This is a genomic window from Saccharobesus litoralis (genome assembly GCF_003063625.1).
Lineage (GTDB): Bacteria > Pseudomonadota > Gammaproteobacteria > Enterobacterales > Alteromonadaceae > Saccharobesus > Saccharobesus litoralis.
Window position 1 is genome coordinate 867846 of the sequence record NZ_CP026604.1, and the last position, 19820, is coordinate 887665.

Consider the following 19820-nt stretch of genomic DNA (forward strand, 5'->3'; position numbering starts at 1 on the left):
CTATTAACCGCAATTAAGAAAATATAAAACAATTCACTGCATAACATACCAATAAAAATCAATAATTAGAATGCTACATTAAATCGCACTAAATCAAACTCAACTGTAATGATTCTGTAATAAAGCACTGCTACGGTGCGCTCGCTTTTATTTGCTCGATACGATTTTGGAACCCAATGAAAATTTCTAGCTTTTCACTTTTATCCGCCAGTGTTTTGCTGACCATAGCCTTTCTTTTACTTGGTGTTATTCATTGGTCTGCTGGACAACAAGAAAGCGCGCAAATAACCTTTAATCAATACCAAAAAGCAAAGAGCCAAGTCTCACAAACCTTTAAGCCTTTGGTTGATGAATACTTAGCTACCGGTAATACGCTAAAGTTAACGGAAGCAGAAAATACCCTAAAAGCTATTCAAAAAGATATATCAGAACAAGATAATGCAGCCTTGCAAGCCATTAATAACAATATAGATGGTTTACTAACAACCCTATCAGGCGATATTCGAACAACAGGAAAAATAAGCGCAAACCTATACAGTTTATTAGAAAATGCAGAGAAAGAACTATTAAGCTACACCCAAGATTTAAGTGAATACGCACTCGAAGGCTCGCAATTTAACTCCTCTTTAGCCATAAACTACCTAGCAAACATTCAAGATTTATTTGCTTTGGTCAGCCAAATTAGTCATCAAAGGGATCGTTTGTTTGCCAATTTAACCGCCGACAACCAAAACTACTTTGAACAGCAAGTTAATCAAACTGTACAACTGATTGAACAATTAGACGAATTAGATAGATTTGACCTATTTCCAGAAACTGAACAAGAGTCAGACGCTGACGAATTTGACTTACTATTAGATGATGAAGACGAAGCCGAAGAATTAGGTGATACCATTATTTCAGAGCTGTTTAGTTTAGCCCGCCGTTACCCAAAAGAATTAAACAACACATTAAACAACAAACGTAAAATAGAACAAGAATATCGTCATCTGCGTCAGCAAGTCAGTGAATTTGAGCTGAGCTTTTATCAAGCAGAAGAAGTCGTGAAAGCTTCCGTTGCCGACATTCAAACAATGACGACAAATTTACTATTTATTGCAGCTATTTTATTAATTATTGCCGCGATTATTTCAACCATTTTTCAATATACCTTAATTGTTAAACGGATCAGTGTTTTACGCCATGCGTTCTCAGATTTAGTTAAAAAAGGCGTATTAGCAGAGCTGCCGGTTTCAAATTCAAAAGCTGAAATCAATTCAGTATTTAAAAACTTTAATATTCTTTTACAAAAAATTGATGGCGAAGAACAACAAAAATCCCAACAACTACAACAAGTATCGGGTGCATTAGAGCAATTAGTACAAGAAACTAACGGCATTCAAGTTGCGACAACCCAAATAGTTGAACAGTTAAATCATTCTAATTCGTCTAGCCATCAATTGATTAAACTGGCGGAAGAAGTGTATGAAGGCTCAGCCAATGTGCAAGATGACGCCCATCAAACACAAAATGCTATCGAATTAAGTAACCAGCATATCTCACAGATGAGTGCTGAAATAAAAGTCATCGCCAATCATGTCGCTAGTAGTCATCAGTCAGTTGAAAGCTTACAGAGTTCAGTAACAGATGTATCGGCTATTGTGGAAGCGATTGGCACAATAGCCGAACAAACGAATCTATTGGCATTAAACGCCGCTATTGAAGCAGCGCGAGCCGGTGAGCATGGTAGAGGCTTTGCCGTTGTGGCCGATGAAGTCAGGAATCTATCGCTTAGTACGCAAAACTCACTGGCTGATATATTACGTATTCTCGACAAGCTTAAGCAAAGCTCCAATCAATTACGTGACAATGTGAATGATATTAGTCGATTAACAGAAAACCAAAACGTCATAAATCAACAACTGACGCAAAACAGTCAAGAGATCATTGCCAAAGCGCAAAACTCGGCGGCTGCCGCTAACCAGTGTGTATTAAATGCGAAAAGTCAGGTCGAATTTATCAATCAATACCGTACCGAAGTTGCCGCAGCCGTGAGCTCAGCGGAACATTCAAAAAACACCGCGAAAAAGGTCGCACAAAACACCGAAATTCAAGCCAACATGATTATGGATACATTTAAAGTGAGTTAGACATATCCATAGGGAAATTCTTCTAACATAACTGCATTCTTGTCTACAGATTGTCATCAAGTTTGTGTACAATCGCGCCGAAATTCGAATTTAACAAAAGGTTAACTATGTCTGGGAACTCAATACTCAGTGTATTTGCAAAATCGCCGTTCAAACCAATTGAAGAGCATATTTGCGAAGTCACCAAAGCAGCGCAGAAACTCATCCCGTTTTTCGATGCTGTGTTTGCAAAAGATTGGGAACAAGCAGAAGCTATTCGTTGTGAAATATCTGAATTAGAGCGCACTGCTGATAAGCAAAAACAGGATATCCGTATTCATTTACCTAAAGGTTTATTTTTACCTATAGACCGCTCTGACTTAATTGAGCTGCTTAACCACCAAGACAAAATTGCCAATAAAGCCAAAGACATTGCAGGGCGCATTGTCGGCCGCGAAATGGACATTCCAGCCAGTTTACAACAAGACTTTAAAACTTACTTACAGCGCTGCATTGAAGCGGTAGAACAAGCTTCACGTGCCATCAACGAATTAGATGAGTTAATCGAAACTGGATTCCGTGGTCGCGAAGCCGTTTTAGTAGAAAAACTCATTACCGAAGTGAGTAAAGTGGAAGAAGACACTGACAAGTTGCAACGTAAAATTCGCAAAGAGTTACACAAAATAGAAAATAGCATTAATCCAATAGATGCGATTTTCTTGTATGGCGTTTTCGAATGGATTGGTGGCTTAGCAGATAGCGCAGAAGCAGTATGCGGACGCTTAGAACTCTTACTAGCAAAATAATTAGCTGAGGCAGATCCAGTGGATATTTTACAAACATACGGTTTATTTTTAGTCATTTTTGCTGCTGTTGTCGGCTTTTTTATGGCATGGGGCATAGGTGCTAACGATGTTGCTAACGCAATGGGTACCTCAGTTGGTTCAAAAGCATTAACTATCAAACAAGCTATCATTATCGCGATGATTTTTGAGTTTGCTGGTGCTTACTTAGCGGGTGGTGAAGTAACATCAACTATACGTAAAGGTATTATCGATTCAACTCCTTTCTTACCTAATCCTGAACTTCTCGTTATTGGTATGATTTCGGCGTTAATCGCCGCAGGAACATGGTTAGCCGTTGCATCTTATATGGGTTGGCCAGTATCAACTACTCACTCAATTGTCGGCGCGATTATTGGCTTTGCCGTGGTCAGTGCGGGAGCTGATGCAGTTAATTGGGCTAAAGTATCAGGCATTGTCGGTAGTTGGATAATCACTCCTTTATTATCAGGCGTGGTGGCTTATCTCATATTTATGAGTGCTCAAAAGCTGATATTTGATACCAACAACCCTATTAAATACGCTAAACGCTATGTTCCTGTTTATATGGCATTAGCGGGTTTTGTATTATCGTTAGTTACCATTAAGAAAGGCTTAAAGCATGTTAGTGATATCAAATTTACTACATTAGAGTCTTACCTTGTTGCTATTGGTATTGCAGTGTTAGTTGGTTTAATTGGCGCTTATTTTGTTTCACGCGTTAAAATTGATCCAGAAGCTGACAAAGAAATGCATTTTAACAATGTAGAAAAAATCTTTGCTGTATTAATGATTGTTACCGCCTGTTGTATGGCATTCGCACATGGCTCTAACGATGTTGCCAACGCAATTGGTCCGTTAGCTGCTGTAGTCAGCATTATTTCGAATGACGGTCAAATTGTCGCTAAGTCATCATTAGCTTGGTGGATATTGCCATTAGGTGGCTTTGGTATTGTGGCTGGTTTAGCTATTTTCGGCCATCGCGTTATCGCCACTATCGGTAAAGGTATTACTCATTTAACACCTAGCCGTGGTTTTGCTGCTGAGTTAGCCGCAGCGTCAACCGTTGTTATCGCATCAGGTACTGGCCTACCTATTTCGACAACGCAAACTTTAGTGGGTGCGGTTTTGGGTGTTGGCCTTGCTCGCGGTATTGCGGCCCTTAACTTAGGTGTCGTGCGTAACATTGTTATTTCATGGGTAGTGACACTACCTGTCGGCGCCGGTTTAGCGATTATTTCTTATCTAATCTTAACCGCTGCGTTACTATAGTCAAAGCGATCAGGTTTTAGGGGAAGCCGTCAAGCTTCGAGACCCCATGAGCATATGCTCTATTATGTGATTGGGGCGAGTAAGCGCTGACAATGAACCATAAAGCCTGAGCGAGAAGACTATATAATTTGCATCCCGCAGCAGTTCACATAAACTGCTGCTTTGCTAGCTAACAATAAAATTACCTATTTCCCCAAAAATACGCAACTGCATTATTGACCTGCTCAAAAATAATGCAATGCCCTATTTAGTGCTTTAATCCCTATCAGCAAACACCTATTATGCGACTTCAGATGACGCCATTTCTTCGGTTCGTTTACAAAAAAAAATGATTAATTGAAAGTCTCTAGACAATAAGAAAAACCAAACTTATATAGGTCGAATTTAATTCGACAATAGCAGCTAAGCTGCTTCAGGCTTGGTTTGTTGGTCGAATCAGCCGCTTCATCAAAGCCTTAAAATACGAGACTAGCGTCGAACCTACAACAAGCTAGTCTTGTCTCAATTAATCAAAATTAAATTGAAAAAAGACTAGCAAACCTTACTTGGAACAATTCTTGATTGTACTTAAAACAACAGAGTATATCCCCCATTCGGTATTCAAACACGGAGACGATAAGTCATGAAAGAAAACCAAGTTAAACTCGTTCAAGAGTCATTTAGTAAAGTTGTTCCTATTGCTGAGCAAGCTGCTGAACTTTTCTATGGCAAGTTATTTGAAATAGCGCCACAAGTTAAGCCGATGTTTAAATCGACGGACATGAAAGAACAAGGCAAAAAGCTAATGCAAACCATAGGTTTAGCGGTTAATGGATTATCTAACCTTGAATCTATTGTACCTGTTGTGCAACAACTTGGAGTGAAACACATTGATTATGGTGTAAAAGATGAGCACTTCCCTATTGTAGCAGAAGCTTTACTTTGGACACTGGAGCAAGGATTAGGCGATGCTTGGAACGAAGAAGTTAAAGGTGCTTGGGTTGAAGCTTATACCGTATTGGCTAATACAATGATCGACGCAATGAATGAAGCTCGAGCGGCACAAGAAGCCCCTAAAGGCGGTTTTTTCACTAAGCTAAAAGGTATGTTTGCTTAATTTATCGAACACTAAGCTGATGTCAACGGCGATAGCAGCTTAAATCTCCTCTCTAATCATTAACTCTTATCCATAACTCCTTTACTGCCTCCGTTTCTCACCTCAATATATAGTCAAAGCGAGAAGACTATAGTCAAAGGAGATCATTTTTTAACCTCATATTTACTCCCATACAATAGTTGTCATATTTCTGTTTGAAAATAAACCAGCCACAATTGGCCAAGATTATTACAAGTAACAAAAACGTAATATTACATAATTATTTCATCCAAGAGATCACAGTGAAATACCGGCAGGTTTTTGAATTTTAAAGGCTTTTACTGTACAAAGACGGCTAAATTTATTTGCCGCTTTTTTAGACTTAAGCCTGTGTGACAGTGTGTAACAAAAGTGTCATAAAAGTATCATATACTGCGCGGCAATTTCCGTAGCCTAAGGTTAAAGATGTCCCATCTACTCACCCAAACATCTAACAAAGACCATTTTCGTAAGGTTAAAGATAACGTTGCGAAATATGGTGTCACAACAGGTGGCTTGCTAGTTCTTGCAGCCTTGTTGATGATTTTCTTTTACTTACTTTATGTAGTAAAACCCATATTCAACGACGTTGAGATCCATAAAGCAGAAGATTTATCGATAGCTTTATCTGATCAAAATACATTGGCGTTAGGTTTAGATGAACATGTCGAAAACGCTTATCGCTTTACCTCAAAGCCATCATTAGAGTTTTACGACATTCATAATGATATTGGTCGTAAGACTTTTGACCAGACTTTAGAGTTTGACGCTAATATCAGTACATTCTCGGCCTCTGCACCACATTTAAAGCAATTTGCGTTTGGTTTTGATGACGGAACGGCTGTGGTTATTAAACCAGGGTTTCGTGTTACTTTTCCAAACGACGTACGTAAAATCAGCCCAACTTATAAATACCCTTTAGGTAAAACACCAATTATCTTGAGTGAAGCGGGTGAATCAATTGAGCAAATTGCCTTTACAGTAAACGAAGAAGCAGCTGGTTTTCTTTTTACTACACAAAGTGGTGAGTTGAGCTACACCTATTTAGTAGCCGAAGAAAACTTCATGACTGATGAACTTGAGTGGCAGGGTGAAACACTCACGTTTGATACAATTCGTGGCGATATACAAGCATTACATATTAGCCCAGACTTAAGTCGTGCTTTTGTCATTCAAGATAAATTACTCTCAGTCATTGATTTGCGCGATATAGAAGAAGTTGACGTTTTATATCAATTGAATGTAGCTAACACGGAAATAGTTGCATCAACTTTATTACCTGGCGCTAACTCGATCTTAATTGCAGAGACTTCAGGCGTAATAAGCCAATGGTTTGAAATCAACGGTAAAAATGGTCGCGAGTTTATCAAGGCGCGTCAATTTGAAACCGGCAATACACAAATTAATGCACTTTACCCTGAGTTCTATCGCAAAACCTTTTTTGCCGCCAGTAACAATGGCCAGTTAGGTGTATACCACACAACAAGTGAAGCTAACCTGTTTGAAGATGCGATGTCTGATAGCAACATTAGCCACTTTGCCGTTGCTCCGCGTTCTAATGCGGCGATTATGCAAACTAACAACAGTTTGCAAATTATTAAAATTGAAAACGAACATCCAGAAGTTACCTGGTCTGCTATTTGGCAGGAAGTCTGGTATGAAGGCTATCCTGAGCCTGACTATATTTGGCAATCAACCTCAGCTGGCGATGACTTTGAATCTAAATTCAGTTTGGTACCTATTTCATTTGGTACGATAAAAGCGGCGCTTTATGCCATGCTATTTTCTGTGCCAATTGGTTTAGCTGCCGCCATCTATACCGCTTACTTTATGCCATCACGCGTGCGTAAAGTGGTTAAGCCCACCATTGAAATTATGGAAGCCTTGCCGACTGTTATATTAGGTTTCCTTGCCGGTTTATGGTTAGCACCATTAGTTGAAGAGAACTTACCCGGTATTGTTGTCCTTATGCTATTGATGCCTGTCGTGATTATAGGCGTTGCCTATGCTTGGCATGTTATGCCTAAAGCCCTAACTCAGCGCATTCCGGAGGGTATGGACTCGATTATTCTTATTCCAGTTATTCTATTGTTAGGTTGGGTTTGTTTCTCAATTAGCCCTGCAATTGAACAAGGATTATTTAACGGTGACATGCGTTTATATATAACGGATGAACTAGGAATCGATTTTGATCAACGTAACTCATTCGTTGTCGGTATCGCCATGGGATTCGCGGTTATTCCAACCATCTTTTCGATTACCGAAGACGCAGTATTCTCAGTACCTAAACAATTGTCACATGGTTCATTAGCGCTTGGCGCAAGCCAATGGCAAACATTAACTCGCGTTGTGTTATTAACCGCTAGTCCTGGTATTTTCTCGGCTGTCATGATGGGTCTAGGACGTGCAGTAGGCGAAACCATGATTGTATTAATGGCAACGGGTAATACGCCGGTTATGGACTGGTCAATCTTCCAAGGTATGCGTACCTTGTCTGCCAACATTGCAGTTGAAATGCCGGAATCTGAAGTCGGTAGCTCGCATTATCGAATATTATTCTTAGCTGCATTCGTTTTATTTGTATTTACTTTCTTGTTCAACACAGCCGCTGAATTTGTTCGTCAGCGCCTGCGTGAAAAGTACAGCTCATTATAATATCAGGAGACGATAATGAATAAGTGGTTTAAATCAGGTTCTCCTTGGATTTGGATGACAGCGGGTGCGGTTAGCATCAGCTTGATCTCAGTAATAGGTTTACTGTTACTGATTGCATGGCGCGGTTTAGTTTATTTTTGGCCCTCTGATATAATTGAATTTTCGATTGAGCAAAACAATCAAAAATACACCGTCATTGGTGAGGTCTACGACAGCGAAGAAGTACCGACATCTCGTTTACGTCAAGCGGGTGTAGAACTGACTAATTATCAACAAGACACAGTAGAGCGCTTTTTAATTAAAACCGGTAACCGTGAGTTTGTTGAGTTAGATTTCCGTTGGATACTGCAAACGGATATTCAAGATAAGCAAGCAAAGCCTGGCTTAGCTAAAATAGAGCGTATTAAAAACGGTAACTTCTATGGCTATATTCACGCCGTAGTAGAGGATGGCCAAACTTATGCAGGTGAGCAAAAGTTAGCCAAACTAGATGCCGTTATTGAGCGCGCTGTAGATTTAAATGAAGACATGCTTGATATTCAAAATAGTGACATTGGCGCTATTAACTATCAGCTGGAAAATATTCGTTTAGAACAACGCGCCATTGAGCTTAAAGGTAAACTAACTGACGCCGTCATTGCTGATTTTGCTAAACAAAAATCTGACTTACAAGCAGAGTACCTAACTTACGAAAAAAGCTTAAATGAGCTGCGTGTTGCAAGCCAACGCGACAAAATTATTGTCCGTGACATGCGTGGCGAGTTAGTTGAGATACCAGCCTACCAAATTTTGGATATTCAATTTCCAAACGATATGAATGGTTTTTCAAAAGCCATTAGCTTTGTCGCGCAAATCGGTAAATTTATTTCAGACGATCCACGTGAAGCGAACACCGAAGGTGGGGTATTCCCAGCCATATTCGGCACAGTATTCATGGTTTTATTAATGGCTGTCATCGTTACACCATTTGGTGTTGTTGCTGCGATTTATTTACATGAATATGCAGCAAAAAATGCCATCACGAAAATTGTCCGCATTTCGGTTATAAACTTAGCCGGTGTACCGAGTATCGTTTATGGTGTATTTGGTCTTGGCTTTTTCGTTTATATGCTAGGTGGCAACATTGACGCCTTGTTTTACCCAGAAGCGGCACCAAACCCAACATTTGGTACACCAGGGGTAATATGGTCTGCTTTAACCTTGGCTATACTAACCTTACCAGTCGTTATAGTATCAACTGAAGAAGGTTTATCACGCATCCCAAGTGCATTAAGACAAGGTAGCTTAGCACTAGGAGCAACCAAGGCTGAAACGCTATGGCGTATTGTTATCCCCATGGCGAGCCCAGCAATCATGACAGGTTTGATTTTGGCAGTTGCTCGAGCGGCAGGTGAAGTTGCACCGTTAATGCTGGTCGGTGTAGTTAAAATGGCTCCGACTTTACCGTTAGATGGTAACTTCCCATTTATCCATCTCGATCGTAAATTCATGCACTTAGGTTTCCATATTTATGATGTAGGTTTCCAAAGTCCAAACGTCGAGGCGGCACGACCACTCGTTTATGCTACAGCTTTCTTATTGGTTACCGTGATTGTCACATTAAACATTACGGCTATCGGTATACGTAACCATCTACGCGAAAAATATAAATCGCTAGAACACTAAAAGCCAAGCTAATTTAAATAGTAACCAAATTAATTAAATAGATGACGGTTGTAGGCCGTCATCATTAAACAGAATACTTAGGGTAATTTTATGATTTCAGTAGCCCCAGATATTGCCAAGATCACCAACGCGGTCGACCCAAAAGATTTTAAGCCTGAGCAAGTGGCATTAGAAATGCAAGACCTCAGCTTACACTATGGTAACAAGCAAGCGCTTTACAACATCAATATGAAAATTCCTAAAGGTAAAGTTACCGCCTTTATTGGACCGTCAGGTTGTGGTAAATCAACCTTATTACGTTGTATTAACCGCATGAACGACTTAGTAGATATTTGTCGAGTTGACGGCGCCATCAACCTTGAAGGTAAAAATATCTATGATAAAGACGTAGATGTTGCCACATTACGCCAAAATGTTGGTATGGTGTTCCAGCGCCCTAACCCTTTTCCTAAGTCTATTTACGAAAATGTGGTCTATGGTCTACGCTTAAAAGGTATCAACGATAAACGCCATTTAGATGAAGTTGTAGAAAGCTCTTTACGTAAGGCCGCTCTTTGGGAAGAAGTAAAAGACAGACTAAACGACAGTGCGTTTGGTTTATCTGGTGGTCAGCAACAGCGTTTAGTTATTGCCCGCGCCATAGCCATAGAACCAAAAGTACTTCTGTTGGATGAACCGACATCAGCGCTCGATCCCATTTCAACTTTAACAATTGAAGAATTAATCAACGAATTAAAAGAAGCCTACACTGTGGTCATTGTGACACATAACATGCAACAAGCTGCACGTGTATCAAACTACGCCGCATTTATGTTTATGGGCGAATTAATCGAATATTCTGATACAAACAAACTATTTACGGCTCCGTCTATTAAGAAAACGGAAGACTATATTACAGGGCGTTACGGTTAAACCCGCACGAAAGAGGTATCAAGATGGAATTAAACTTAGATAAACACATATCCGGACAATTTAATAAAGAGCTGGAACAAGTACTAAGCCATGTTCTCGAAATGGGCGGTTTGGTAGAAAACCAATTAAAAGATGCGTTAACTGCCATGAATGATTTAGATTCATCTCTGGCTGATACTGTTATTGCCAATGACAATAAAGTTAACTCGTATGAAACGATTATCGATGAAGAGTGCACGCGCATTATTGCTAAGCGCCAACCAGCGGCAATTGATTTACGTTTAGTTTTAGCTATTGCAAAAACCATTGCCGATTTGGAACGTATCGGCGATGAAATATGCCGTATAGTAAAAACGGCTCGTGACAAATACTCCAATGAACAAAAGCAGTTATTAGTCGATTTGGACCATATGGGACGCAAAGTGCTAATCATGTTATCTAAGGTGCTAAATGCCTTAGCCCGCATGGACAGCAACGAAGCATTTGAAGTTTACCAAATGGATACACAAATTGATAAAGCTTATGAAGCAATTAACCGCCAACTCATGACTTACATGATGGAAGACCCAAGAGCCATTCCTAAAATTATGGATGTCATGTGGGCAACGCGTTCATTAGAGCGCATTGGTGATCGCTGTCAAAATATCAGTGAACACGTCATTTACTTCATTAAAGGCACAGACGTTAGACACTTCAATCGTGATCAAATAAAACAAACTATTGCTCAATAACCTTTTTCATAAAAAGCTCCTACTTGGAGCTTTTTTTCTTCAATAAATTCAAACACTAAGTCTACAAACTCCCCAAAAACCCACTTATTTAACTTTTAGCGCTGGTAAATTAAACATTTGCATATACAGTTATTTTTAAGCAGCAATTTCAGTAGCTTGAAACTTTTATTACAGTTTTATTTACCCTGTAATATTAGTGTCATATTAGGTACATAAAATCGCAACCAATTAGAAATGTAACTGAAATACATCTGTCATCTTTCAGTTTTAAAAATCGTAATAATTCACTTTTTGTAGTGGGAATAAATCATGAAATCACTAGTTACCGCCACCCTTATCACGTCAGCCATGTTTGCTTCTTTTGCACAGGCAGACGACAGTAAAGCCATTCAACTTTATGGTAAAGCCAACTTAGCAGTAGTCGTTGCTGACGAAGGTGTAGACACTTACAGTGATATTAAAAGTCACGCTTCACGCTTTGGTGCTAAAGGTGAGTTTAAATTAGACAATGGTCTAACTGCACTTTATGTTTACGAATGGCAAGTAAACCCAGATGACAAAAAGGATAACTTAACAGCTCGTAACCAATATCTTGGTGTTAAAGGTAACTTTGGTGAAGTGGTTATTGGCCGTATTGATACAGCATTTAAGAAGTCTCAGGGTAAAGTGGATTTATTCAGCGATTACAAAGCCGATATCAAAAACCTTTGGGAAGGCGAAAACCGTTTAGCCGACGTAATTAACTTTAAATCTGCATCATTTAACGGTTTTAAAGTTGCTGCGACTTACGTTACTGAAGCAAGTGACGATCCAGAAGCTAAGCCAGGCGTATCACTAGCTGTTAGCTACGGCGACGAAAAATTGAAAAAATCTGACACTTATTTTGCCATTGCAAATGACAGTGAAGTTGATGGTGTCGACGCAACGCGCTTTGTTGCTTCAATAAAACTTGACCAATTAAAGCTTGGTGCAATTTATCAAACTGAAGAAAAAGTTGACGGCACAGACGAGTTAGACGGTATTTTTGTTAGTGCTGCATATAAGCTAGGTAGCGCAACATTAAAAGCCCAATATCAAACAGCTGACCAAGACATGGGTGCCAACAAAACCAGCACTACATTAGGTGTTGATTACAAGCTAGGTGCGGCAACTAAAGCCTACACTTGGTACTCTCGTATTGATAACGATATCGACGGTTCTGACGAAGGTTACTTCGCGCTAGGCCTAGAGCAAAAATTCTAATCAATAGTCTTCTCGAACAGGTCTTATAGTTCATTGTCATCGCTTACTCGCCCCAATCACATAGTAGAGCATATGCTCATGGGGCCTCGAAGCTTGACGGCTTCCTCTAAAACCTGCTCGCTTTGACTATTTAGTTAATCTATAGCCACTTTTTAGTGGCTATATTCTCTTAATTACCCTTAATCAAACTAATTTATTTTCGCGATTGTCGTGCGTTTTCGGCTGCGTTTTACCCAGAGAAATTATCTGAAAATAAAACGTACTGAAATAACTGACTGTAATATTACTGACATAAAATCGTCATAAAATTTATCGCAATTAAATACGACACCGTTTGGAGTTAATAATGAAACTTAAAGCACTCGCAAAAGTAGTAGGTTTTGCTGCTGCGACTTTATTCGCCGCACAATCTGTTGCTATCGATGAAAATTTACCTAAATACAAAAAGACCAGTGGTATTTCTGGCAAGCTATCATCTGTTGGCTCTGATACATTAGCTAACATGATGACTTTCTGGGCTGAAGAATATAAGCGAATTTATCCAAACGTAACCATTCAGGTTCAAGCTGCTGGTTCATCTACAGCTCCGCCAGCGTTAACAGAAGGTACTTCTCAATTCGGTCCTATGAGCCGTAAAATGAAATCAAAAGAAATTGAAGCGTTTGAAAAACGTTTCGGTTATAAGCCAACGGGTGTACGTGTTGCTATCGATGCATTAGCGGTATTTGCTCACAAAGATAATCCATTAAAAGGCTTAACAATCAAACAAGTTGATGCCATTTTCTCAAGCACTCGTAAATGTGGCGGTAATGAAGATATTGACCGCTGGGGCCAATTAGGTCTTTCTGGTGAGTGGACACGTAAAGATATTCAATTATTTGGTCGTAACTCTGTATCAGGTACTTACGGTTACTTTAAGTCAAAAGGCCTTTGTAAAGGTGACTTTAAAAATAACGTAAATGAGCAACCGGGCTCAGCATCAGTAGTACAATCTATCTCTTCTTCTTTAAATGCGATTGGTTACTCTGGTATCGGTTATAAAACATCGGGTGTTAAAACAATTCCTTTAGCGAAAAAAGGCACTAAGTATGTTGATGCAACAATGGCAAACGCGATCTCTGGTAAATATCCGCTTTCTCGTTACCTATATGTTTACATCAACAAGCACCCTAACAAAGCACTAGACCCGTTAACAGCTGAGTTCTTACGCATGATTTTAGCGCAAAAAGGTCAGCACATTGTTGAAAAAGACGGCTACATTCCTTTACCAGCTGCAGTGGCTAACAAAGAATTGAAAAAGCTTGGTTTACTATAAACGTTAACCAACTAGATAATGCCAAAAGCCAGCGATAAGCTGGCTTTTTTGTATCTTCATACCTAAGTTTTTTTCTTTTTAAGCAGAATACCTAGTTGGGTTTTAATTAAACGTTGACCAATTACAGTTCCGCAAAGAATTGATCAGTTGAGGCGAAGTAATATTAAGAAAAATCTAAAATAGGTTACTGTGCGCTGTTCCAGACGCTTTACTGCATTCCCACATCCATGTAGGTCGAAATTTATTTCGACAATAGCAGTAAAGCTGCTACAAGCTTGGTTTCTAGCTATTAAATTGCCTAATATTTGATCCTTTGGCGAGACTTGCTTATGCCCCCCTACTTTTGGTGCCTGCTGGGATGCGGTACTTAGAATTTGCTGGGAACAAAATTCTGTAATCTTACTCTTTTAGTCAGTAAGGTTTTCTGGCTCTGCAAGCATAAATGCTCGCCCACAAAAACTTTAGATTTTTAAACGATTATTTTCGACAAAAGTCGGTGGATTAATTACCTTACTCGAAGTGATTAGGCTTAATAGTTAATAGAAAAACTAATAACTCGCAATATTGAGGTTAAGGCGTTTTAAACTCAACTTACGTAGTTCAATGATCTCTTGAGTGGAAATTTGGTTTACCGCAAAAAACGCTTTTGCTTCTTGCTTTGAAATTAAATTATGGCGCTGCAGCATTTTATAACGCGCGTAGGCAATACCTTTAGACAACAACTTAGTCGCTTCAGAATACTCATCAAAGCTCACATCGCTGGCGTAATCTTCAATTAGTGGCAATACCATCATGCGTTTCAGGTTAAAACTTTCCACTATATTGGCACTAATAGGTGCTGAAAATTCCATCATCAAATTACGTAGTTTGATTGGATCAGGCTCTAAATCGACTAACGCATCATGCTCTTCTTTCATGCGACCATCACGCGCTTCAGTTAATTTTTTCTTCCACACTTCGTCAAAAACGCGATAATACAAGCGAATTATGGCTGATTTGCCAATGTCATGAAACATGCCTGCAACAAATAAAGCACTTTCATTTTGATCATAGATTTGGGCTAATTTACGACAGCATATTGCCGTTGCTAGGCCATTTTCCCAAAGCTTACGCTTCATCAATCGAAACGGCTCTGTGCTATGTGGCACCCACTGGCGCAATGCAAATGAAGGGATAACAAAAGGCAGGTTTTCTAAGCCAATATAACTTAACGCCGTTTTAAGTTTATCTACCCGTACTTTTTTCGCTTCTGCCGATTTACGATATACAGGCAAGTTAACAAATTTAATCAGATCTTCCGTTAACCATTGCTGAGATGCGACTAGCGGCTCTAATCGGCTAATAGATGCAGCTTTAACCGACAATATATCTAATGAGGCTGGAACGGCATCTGAAGTGCCTATTGTTCGCTCTACGACACTGTCTGTTTCTAAAATACGCTCGCGAAAAAGCAAATCGACTTCAGAATTGACCTCGCTGGACATTTCTTGTTTATGAACTGCTTTACTAAACTCTTGAGCTTGACGGCTTTCGCGAGCGTTTTTCTCTACATCCAGTAATCGGCGAGCATCATTTACATAGTCGTCTTCTTCGTACTCACCCAAAGCAATCATACGCTGACGACGGGCAAAGTCGTAACTTATCAGCAGGTCATGAAATCGTTGCTGAATACTCTCAGCGGTTGCATCTAGTGGCATATAGTTTTATTTATTCAGCATTATTTTCGGGGTAGATTTACGATCACAAACCTTAATCGGCACCACTTTTATCAAAAAGCTCTCCAATAAAAAATAGGTTTGGACACCAAACGTTTATCAGCAACCCTAACTTTGCCCTAAACATTAAAGTAAAAGATAGCCAAAAAGCTCAGCTATCGCAATGGTAACCATTACAAATCAGCAAAGCCATTTTGCAAAGGTTAAAAATGCCAAACTGTGAAACAAAGCTTAAAGTGATAAAAAGTTCTCTAACAGCTGGTAACCGTATTCAGAGGTCACTGATTCAGGGTGGTACTGAACCCCCCACAAAGGCAAAGATTGATGAGCAATGGCCATTATAGTTTGTTGATCATTATCTTGGGTTGTCGCAGTCACAGTAAAATCACGACTCAATGTATTAGGTTGAATCATTAAGGAGTGATAGCGAGTAACTGAAAAATTGCTAGGTATGCATTTAAACATTGCATGGCCGCTATGGCTAACAACGCTGTTTTTTCCATGCATGATCACCGGCGCTCGAACAATTTCAGCCCCATAAACTTGAGCAATGCTTTGATGGCCCAAACATACCCCTAAAATAGGAATATCACCAGCTAGCTCAGTGATCACATCTAACGACACGCCTGACTCATTTGGCGTACACGGACCAGGAGAAATGACAATGTGCTTGGCCTTGGCACGCTTAATGGTAGCAAGATCCCATTCATCATTACGCACCACTTTGACTTCAACATCCAATGACTGGAAATAATGCGCTAGGTTGAATGTAAATGAATCGTAGTTATCGATGAGCAGTAACAAGATATAAAACTAAAAAAGCAGGAAATTAAACAAATTATACTGGTTTTATTGGCCCATGTAACGCGGTACATGACACTGCTCAAGATAAGTAATAGATAGGGGCGAGAATGAAGAACAACAAACATAAAAAAGCCGCTGCAGAGTTAGTTATACTCGCAGCGGCTTTCAATTAACGTTATAAAAGCAACTAAATCAATGACTCTTGATCAGCACCTTCTTTTTCAACTACGGTTGGGATCAAGTCTTCTTTGCTAATACCAAGACTTAACGCGATTGAACTCGCAACATAAATAGATGAGTAAGTACCAACAAACACACCAAATAATAAAGCGGTTGCAAAACCGTGGATTAAGGCACCACCTTTAAAAAATAACGCTAACAATACTAGAATCGTCGTCACAGAGGTAATCATAGTACGGCTTAATGTTTGCGTTAACGAGATATTAATAATCTCTTCAGGCCCACCTTTACGTAATTTACGGAAGTTCTCGCGAATACGATCAGATACTACAATGGTGTCATTTAATGAGTAACCGATTACCGCTAATACAGCCGCTAAAACGGTTAAATCAAACTCTAAGCCCAAAATTGAAAATAAACCTAAAGTTAATAACACATCGTGTGCCAATGCCGACACAGAGCCTAAAGCAAAACGCCATTCAAAGCGAAATGCCACATAGATCAAGATACAAATAAGCGCGGTTAACATGGCAAGACCACCTTGCTCAGTCAACTCTTTACCGACATTAGGCCCTACAAACTCAATACGGCGCATGTCGACTTCACCTTGATCCGCTTTGCGCAGTGCTTTTAATACCGAATCACCAATTTCAGCGGCTTTAGCCCCTTCACGCGGTTCTAAACGGATCAACACTTCTGAGCTTGAGCCAAAATGCTGTACTACTGCATCGTCAAAGCCATTTTCATCTAGTACCGCACGAATACCTTTAAGTTCAGCTGATTGCTCAAAACCAACTTCAATTAAGGTACCGCCAGTAAAATCTAGGCCGAAATTTAACTTGTTCACCGCTAACGATGCCAGTGAAGCAATCATTAACAAAGCTGAGAATGCCATCGCAATTTTACGCGCTGACATAAAGGCGATAGTTTTAAAATTTACAGCTAACATATGACCGCCTCCTTATATTGAAAGTTTTTTAACATTACGACCACCATAGGCCAAATTGATTACCGCGCGTGTACCAACAATCGCAGTAAACATAGATGTTGCAATACCAATCGCTAGCGTAACGGCAAAACCTTTAATCGGCCCTGTACCCACAGCGTATAGAATAACCGCAGCAATAAAGGTGGTGATATTGGCATCAGCAATGGTCGAAAATGCACTATCGTAACCATGATGGATTGCTTGCTGTGGCCCTCGGCCATCGCGCAACTCTTCACGAATACGTTCAAATATCAACACGTTAGCATCTACCGCCATACCAACGGTTAATACAATACCCGCCATACCCGGCAAAGTTAGGGTTGCACCAGGGATCATCGACATCACGCCAACAATCAGTACCAAGTTTAAGCCCAATGCCAAGTTTGCCACCATGCCAAACCCCTTATACCAAGCTACCATGAATAACAACACGCCTAAGAATCCCCATTGAATAGCTTGCATACCTAAATCAATGTTTTCTTGGCCTAAGCTTGGCCCCACTGTGCGCTCTTCAACAATTTGAATAGGCGCAATCAAAGCACCCGCTTTGAGTAATAAAGCTAAATCATGTGCTTCTTGCGGTGAGCCTGCCCCCGTAATACGGAAGCTACTACCTAAACGCGCTTGAATAGTGGCAACACTGATAACGTCAGCCACTTTCTTAAATACTGGGTTACCGTCTTTGTCACGTTTACCCGTTGGCTTGTATTCAATAAACAGGGTGGCCATTGGTTTGCCAATCGCATCTTTGGTGGCACGCGAGAAAATGCTACCGCCCTTGCTGTCTAAGTCGATATTAACTTGCGGGCTACCGTATTCATCAAAGCTAGATGCCGCATCAATGATGTGATCACCGGTTAACATAACGCGACGTTTTAACAATACAGGCTGGCCATTATCACGACGATAATACAACTCTGAACCAGCAGGTACACGACCGCTTTGTGCCGCATACGGGTCACCGTTTTGGTCAACCATACGGAATTCAAGCGTTGCGGTGGCACCTAAAATACGTTTTGCTTGGGCGGTATCTTGTACACCCGGCAATTCGACAACAATACGGTCAGAACCTTGGCGCATAACCACTGGCTCTGCAACACCAATTGCGTTAACTCGGTTACGTATGATGGTGATGTTTTGTTGCAGTGAGCTTTCTTTAATTTCTTTAACTTTTTGCTCACCCATTAATGCAGTTAAGAAAAAGCCTTCATCGGTAGAATCATCAAAGGTAAGATCACCGTGTTTTTTCTTTAAGGCACGCTTGGCGTTAGTTAAATCTTCTTCAGATTTAAATTCAACTTTTACCCCGTTGCCAAACTCACCAATACGCGCATAACGAATTTTTTCTTCACGAAGATCGGTACGGAACGACGAAACCGTTTCTTCCTGATTTTTCTTAATCGCCACGCTCATGTCGACTTCCATTAAGAAGTGAACACCACCACGTAAATCTAAACCTAATTTCATAGGATTAGCATTTAAGTCGGCTAACCATTGTGGTGTGGCAGGCGTTAAATTAAGTGCAATAATATAGTTTTCACCATAAGCATGATTTAACGCTTCTTTGGCTTTTAACTGTTCTTCCGTATCAGCGAAACGAACTTCAACTTGGTTGTTAACTAAACCTGCAGATTGATAAGCTAAACCCGCTTTATCGAGTTCACCTTTAACCTTATCTAAATCAGTTGCTTCAAGTTGCACACCACGTAAGCCTGAAATTTGCAACGCGGGATCTTCGCCGTATAAATTGGGTAGCGCGTAAAGAAAACCTGCACAGATAATAAATATCAGCATCAGGTATTTCCATAAAGGGTATTTGTTTAGCACGGAAACATACCTTCTTTGAAATGAAAAAAGCGCTCAATGAGCGCTTAATGATTAAATTGACTTAATAGTGCCCTTTGGCAATACAGCTGTAATAGCTGATTTTTGCACTGCAATTTCAACGTTATCCGCGAAAGACACCTGAACAAAATCTTTGTCTTCAGCAACTTTAGTGATTTTACCCACTAAACCACCTTGTGTGAGTACTTCATCATTTTTAGATAGTGAAGCAACTAAATTTTTATGCTCTTTAACACGCTTAGCTTGCGGACGGTAAAGTAAAAAATAAAAGATCAATACCATCACAGCCAACATAACTAGGCTCATGAAGCTACCACCTTGTGGTTGCGCAGCATCGTTGGCATACGCAGAAGCGATAAATAAATCCATTGGGTTTCCTCGAATTTAAATTTTAGTGATTTTTTAAGCAGCGCACAGCACTGTACAGTGCGCCACATTATAATATTGTGTTAT

At 39.9% G+C, this 19820-nt stretch carries 15 protein-coding genes; 10 read left to right on the forward strand and 5 right to left on the reverse strand.

Features of this window, described 5'->3' with window-relative positions; all coding sequences use genetic code 11:
* Nucleotides 1-176 precede the first annotated feature (176 nt).
* The 10 genes from C2869_RS03255 to C2869_RS03300 all read left to right on the forward strand — a co-directional run bounded on the left by C2869_RS03255 (nucleotide 177) and on the right by C2869_RS03300 (nucleotide 13835).
* Nucleotides 177-2129: a methyl-accepting chemotaxis protein gene (locus C2869_RS03255; RefSeq protein ID WP_108601586.1), complete on the forward strand. Its 1953-nt coding sequence runs from the start codon at nucleotides 177-179 to the stop codon at nucleotides 2127-2129.
* 107 nt (nucleotides 2130-2236) lie between these two features.
* The gene (locus C2869_RS03260) at nucleotides 2237-2914 is read left to right on the forward strand and encodes a TIGR00153 family protein (RefSeq protein WP_108601587.1); all 678 of its coding nucleotides are present in this window, start codon (nucleotides 2237-2239) and stop codon (nucleotides 2912-2914) included.
* Between the two features lie 18 nt (nucleotides 2915-2932).
* A complete protein-coding gene (locus tag C2869_RS03265) occupies nucleotides 2933-4201 on the forward strand; it encodes an inorganic phosphate transporter (RefSeq protein WP_108601588.1) in 1269 nt (422 codons plus the stop codon).
* Nucleotides 4202-4823: 622 nt separating this feature from the next.
* Nucleotides 4824-5297, forward strand: a complete 474-nt coding sequence (locus C2869_RS03270) for a globin family protein (protein WP_108601589.1) — start codon at nucleotides 4824-4826, stop codon at nucleotides 5295-5297.
* Between the two features lie 444 nt (nucleotides 5298-5741).
* On the forward strand, nucleotides 5742-7970 hold the full coding sequence (locus tag C2869_RS03275) for an ABC transporter permease subunit (RefSeq protein ID WP_108601590.1): 2229 nt from the start codon (nucleotides 5742-5744) through the stop codon (nucleotides 7968-7970).
* Between the two features lie 12 nt (nucleotides 7971-7982).
* Nucleotides 7983-9635: a phosphate ABC transporter permease PstA gene (gene pstA, locus C2869_RS03280; RefSeq protein WP_108601591.1), complete on the forward strand. Its 1653-nt coding sequence runs from the start codon at nucleotides 7983-7985 to the stop codon at nucleotides 9633-9635.
* Nucleotides 9636-9725: 90 nt separating this feature from the next.
* The gene (pstB, locus tag C2869_RS03285; protein ID WP_108601592.1) at nucleotides 9726-10547 is read left to right on the forward strand and encodes a phosphate ABC transporter ATP-binding protein PstB; all 822 of its coding nucleotides are present in this window, start codon (nucleotides 9726-9728) and stop codon (nucleotides 10545-10547) included.
* A gap of 23 nt (nucleotides 10548-10570) precedes the next feature.
* Nucleotides 10571-11278, forward strand: coding sequence for a phosphate signaling complex protein PhoU (gene phoU / locus C2869_RS03290; protein ID WP_108601593.1), 708 nt, complete (start codon nucleotides 10571-10573; stop codon nucleotides 11276-11278).
* Nucleotides 11279-11587: 309 nt separating this feature from the next.
* Nucleotides 11588-12520 (forward strand): porin, encoded by a 933-nt coding sequence (locus C2869_RS03295; RefSeq protein ID WP_108601594.1) that lies wholly within the window; start codon nucleotides 11588-11590, stop codon nucleotides 12518-12520.
* Between the two features lie 346 nt (nucleotides 12521-12866).
* The gene (locus tag C2869_RS03300) at nucleotides 12867-13835 is read left to right on the forward strand and encodes a PstS family phosphate ABC transporter substrate-binding protein (protein ID WP_108601595.1); all 969 of its coding nucleotides are present in this window, start codon (nucleotides 12867-12869) and stop codon (nucleotides 13833-13835) included.
* 548 nt (nucleotides 13836-14383) lie between these two features.
* On the opposite strand, the gene C2869_RS03305 is transcribed toward C2869_RS03300, so the two are convergent.
* From C2869_RS03305 to yajC, 5 genes are all read right to left on the reverse strand, one after another.
* Nucleotides 14384-15532 carry an HDOD domain-containing protein gene (locus C2869_RS03305; protein WP_108601596.1) on the reverse strand — a complete coding sequence of 383 codons (1149 nt, stop codon included), beginning with the start codon at nucleotides 15530-15532 and terminating at the stop codon, nucleotides 14384-14386.
* 249 nt (nucleotides 15533-15781) lie between these two features.
* Nucleotides 15782-16354: an anthranilate synthase component II gene (locus C2869_RS03310; RefSeq protein WP_108601597.1), complete on the reverse strand. Its 573-nt coding sequence runs from the start codon at nucleotides 16352-16354 to the stop codon at nucleotides 15782-15784.
* A 187-nt stretch (nucleotides 16355-16541) separates the two neighbouring features.
* Complete coding sequence (gene secF, locus C2869_RS03315) at nucleotides 16542-17483, reverse strand: protein translocase subunit SecF (RefSeq protein ID WP_108601598.1); 942 nt, start codon at nucleotides 17481-17483, stop codon at nucleotides 16542-16544.
* Between the two features lie 12 nt (nucleotides 17484-17495).
* Complete coding sequence (secD, locus tag C2869_RS03320; protein WP_108601599.1) at nucleotides 17496-19349, reverse strand: protein translocase subunit SecD; 1854 nt, start codon at nucleotides 19347-19349, stop codon at nucleotides 17496-17498.
* Nucleotides 19350-19400: 51 nt separating this feature from the next.
* Complete coding sequence (yajC, locus tag C2869_RS03325) at nucleotides 19401-19736, reverse strand: preprotein translocase subunit YajC (RefSeq protein ID WP_108601600.1); 336 nt, start codon at nucleotides 19734-19736, stop codon at nucleotides 19401-19403.
* Between the last annotated feature and the right edge of the window lie 84 nt (nucleotides 19737-19820).

Coding starts and splice junctions, on each gene's coding strand:
- phoU (WP_108601593.1), top strand. CDS start 10,571: ATGGAATTAAACTTAGATAAACACATATCCGGACAATTTAATAAAGAG.
- C2869_RS03260 (WP_108601587.1), top strand. CDS start 2,237: ATGTCTGGGAACTCAATACTCAGTGTATTTGCAAAATCGCCGTTCAAA.
- C2869_RS03305 (WP_108601596.1), bottom strand. CDS start 15,532: ATGCCACTAGATGCAACCGCTGAGAGTATTCAGCAACGATTTCATGAC.
- C2869_RS03295 (WP_108601594.1), top strand. CDS start 11,588: ATGAAATCACTAGTTACCGCCACCCTTATCACGTCAGCCATGTTTGCT.
- C2869_RS03275 (WP_108601590.1), top strand. CDS start 5,742: ATGTCCCATCTACTCACCCAAACATCTAACAAAGACCATTTTCGTAAG.
- yajC (WP_108601600.1), bottom strand. CDS start 19,736: ATGGATTTATTTATCGCTTCTGCGTATGCCAACGATGCTGCGCAACCA.
- C2869_RS03255 (WP_108601586.1), top strand. CDS start 177: ATGAAAATTTCTAGCTTTTCACTTTTATCCGCCAGTGTTTTGCTGACC.
- secF (WP_108601598.1), bottom strand. CDS start 17,483: ATGTTAGCTGTAAATTTTAAAACTATCGCCTTTATGTCAGCGCGTAAA.
- C2869_RS03300 (WP_108601595.1), top strand. CDS start 12,867: ATGAAACTTAAAGCACTCGCAAAAGTAGTAGGTTTTGCTGCTGCGACT.
- C2869_RS03270 (WP_108601589.1), top strand. CDS start 4,824: ATGAAAGAAAACCAAGTTAAACTCGTTCAAGAGTCATTTAGTAAAGTT.
- pstB (WP_108601592.1), top strand. CDS start 9,726: ATGATTTCAGTAGCCCCAGATATTGCCAAGATCACCAACGCGGTCGAC.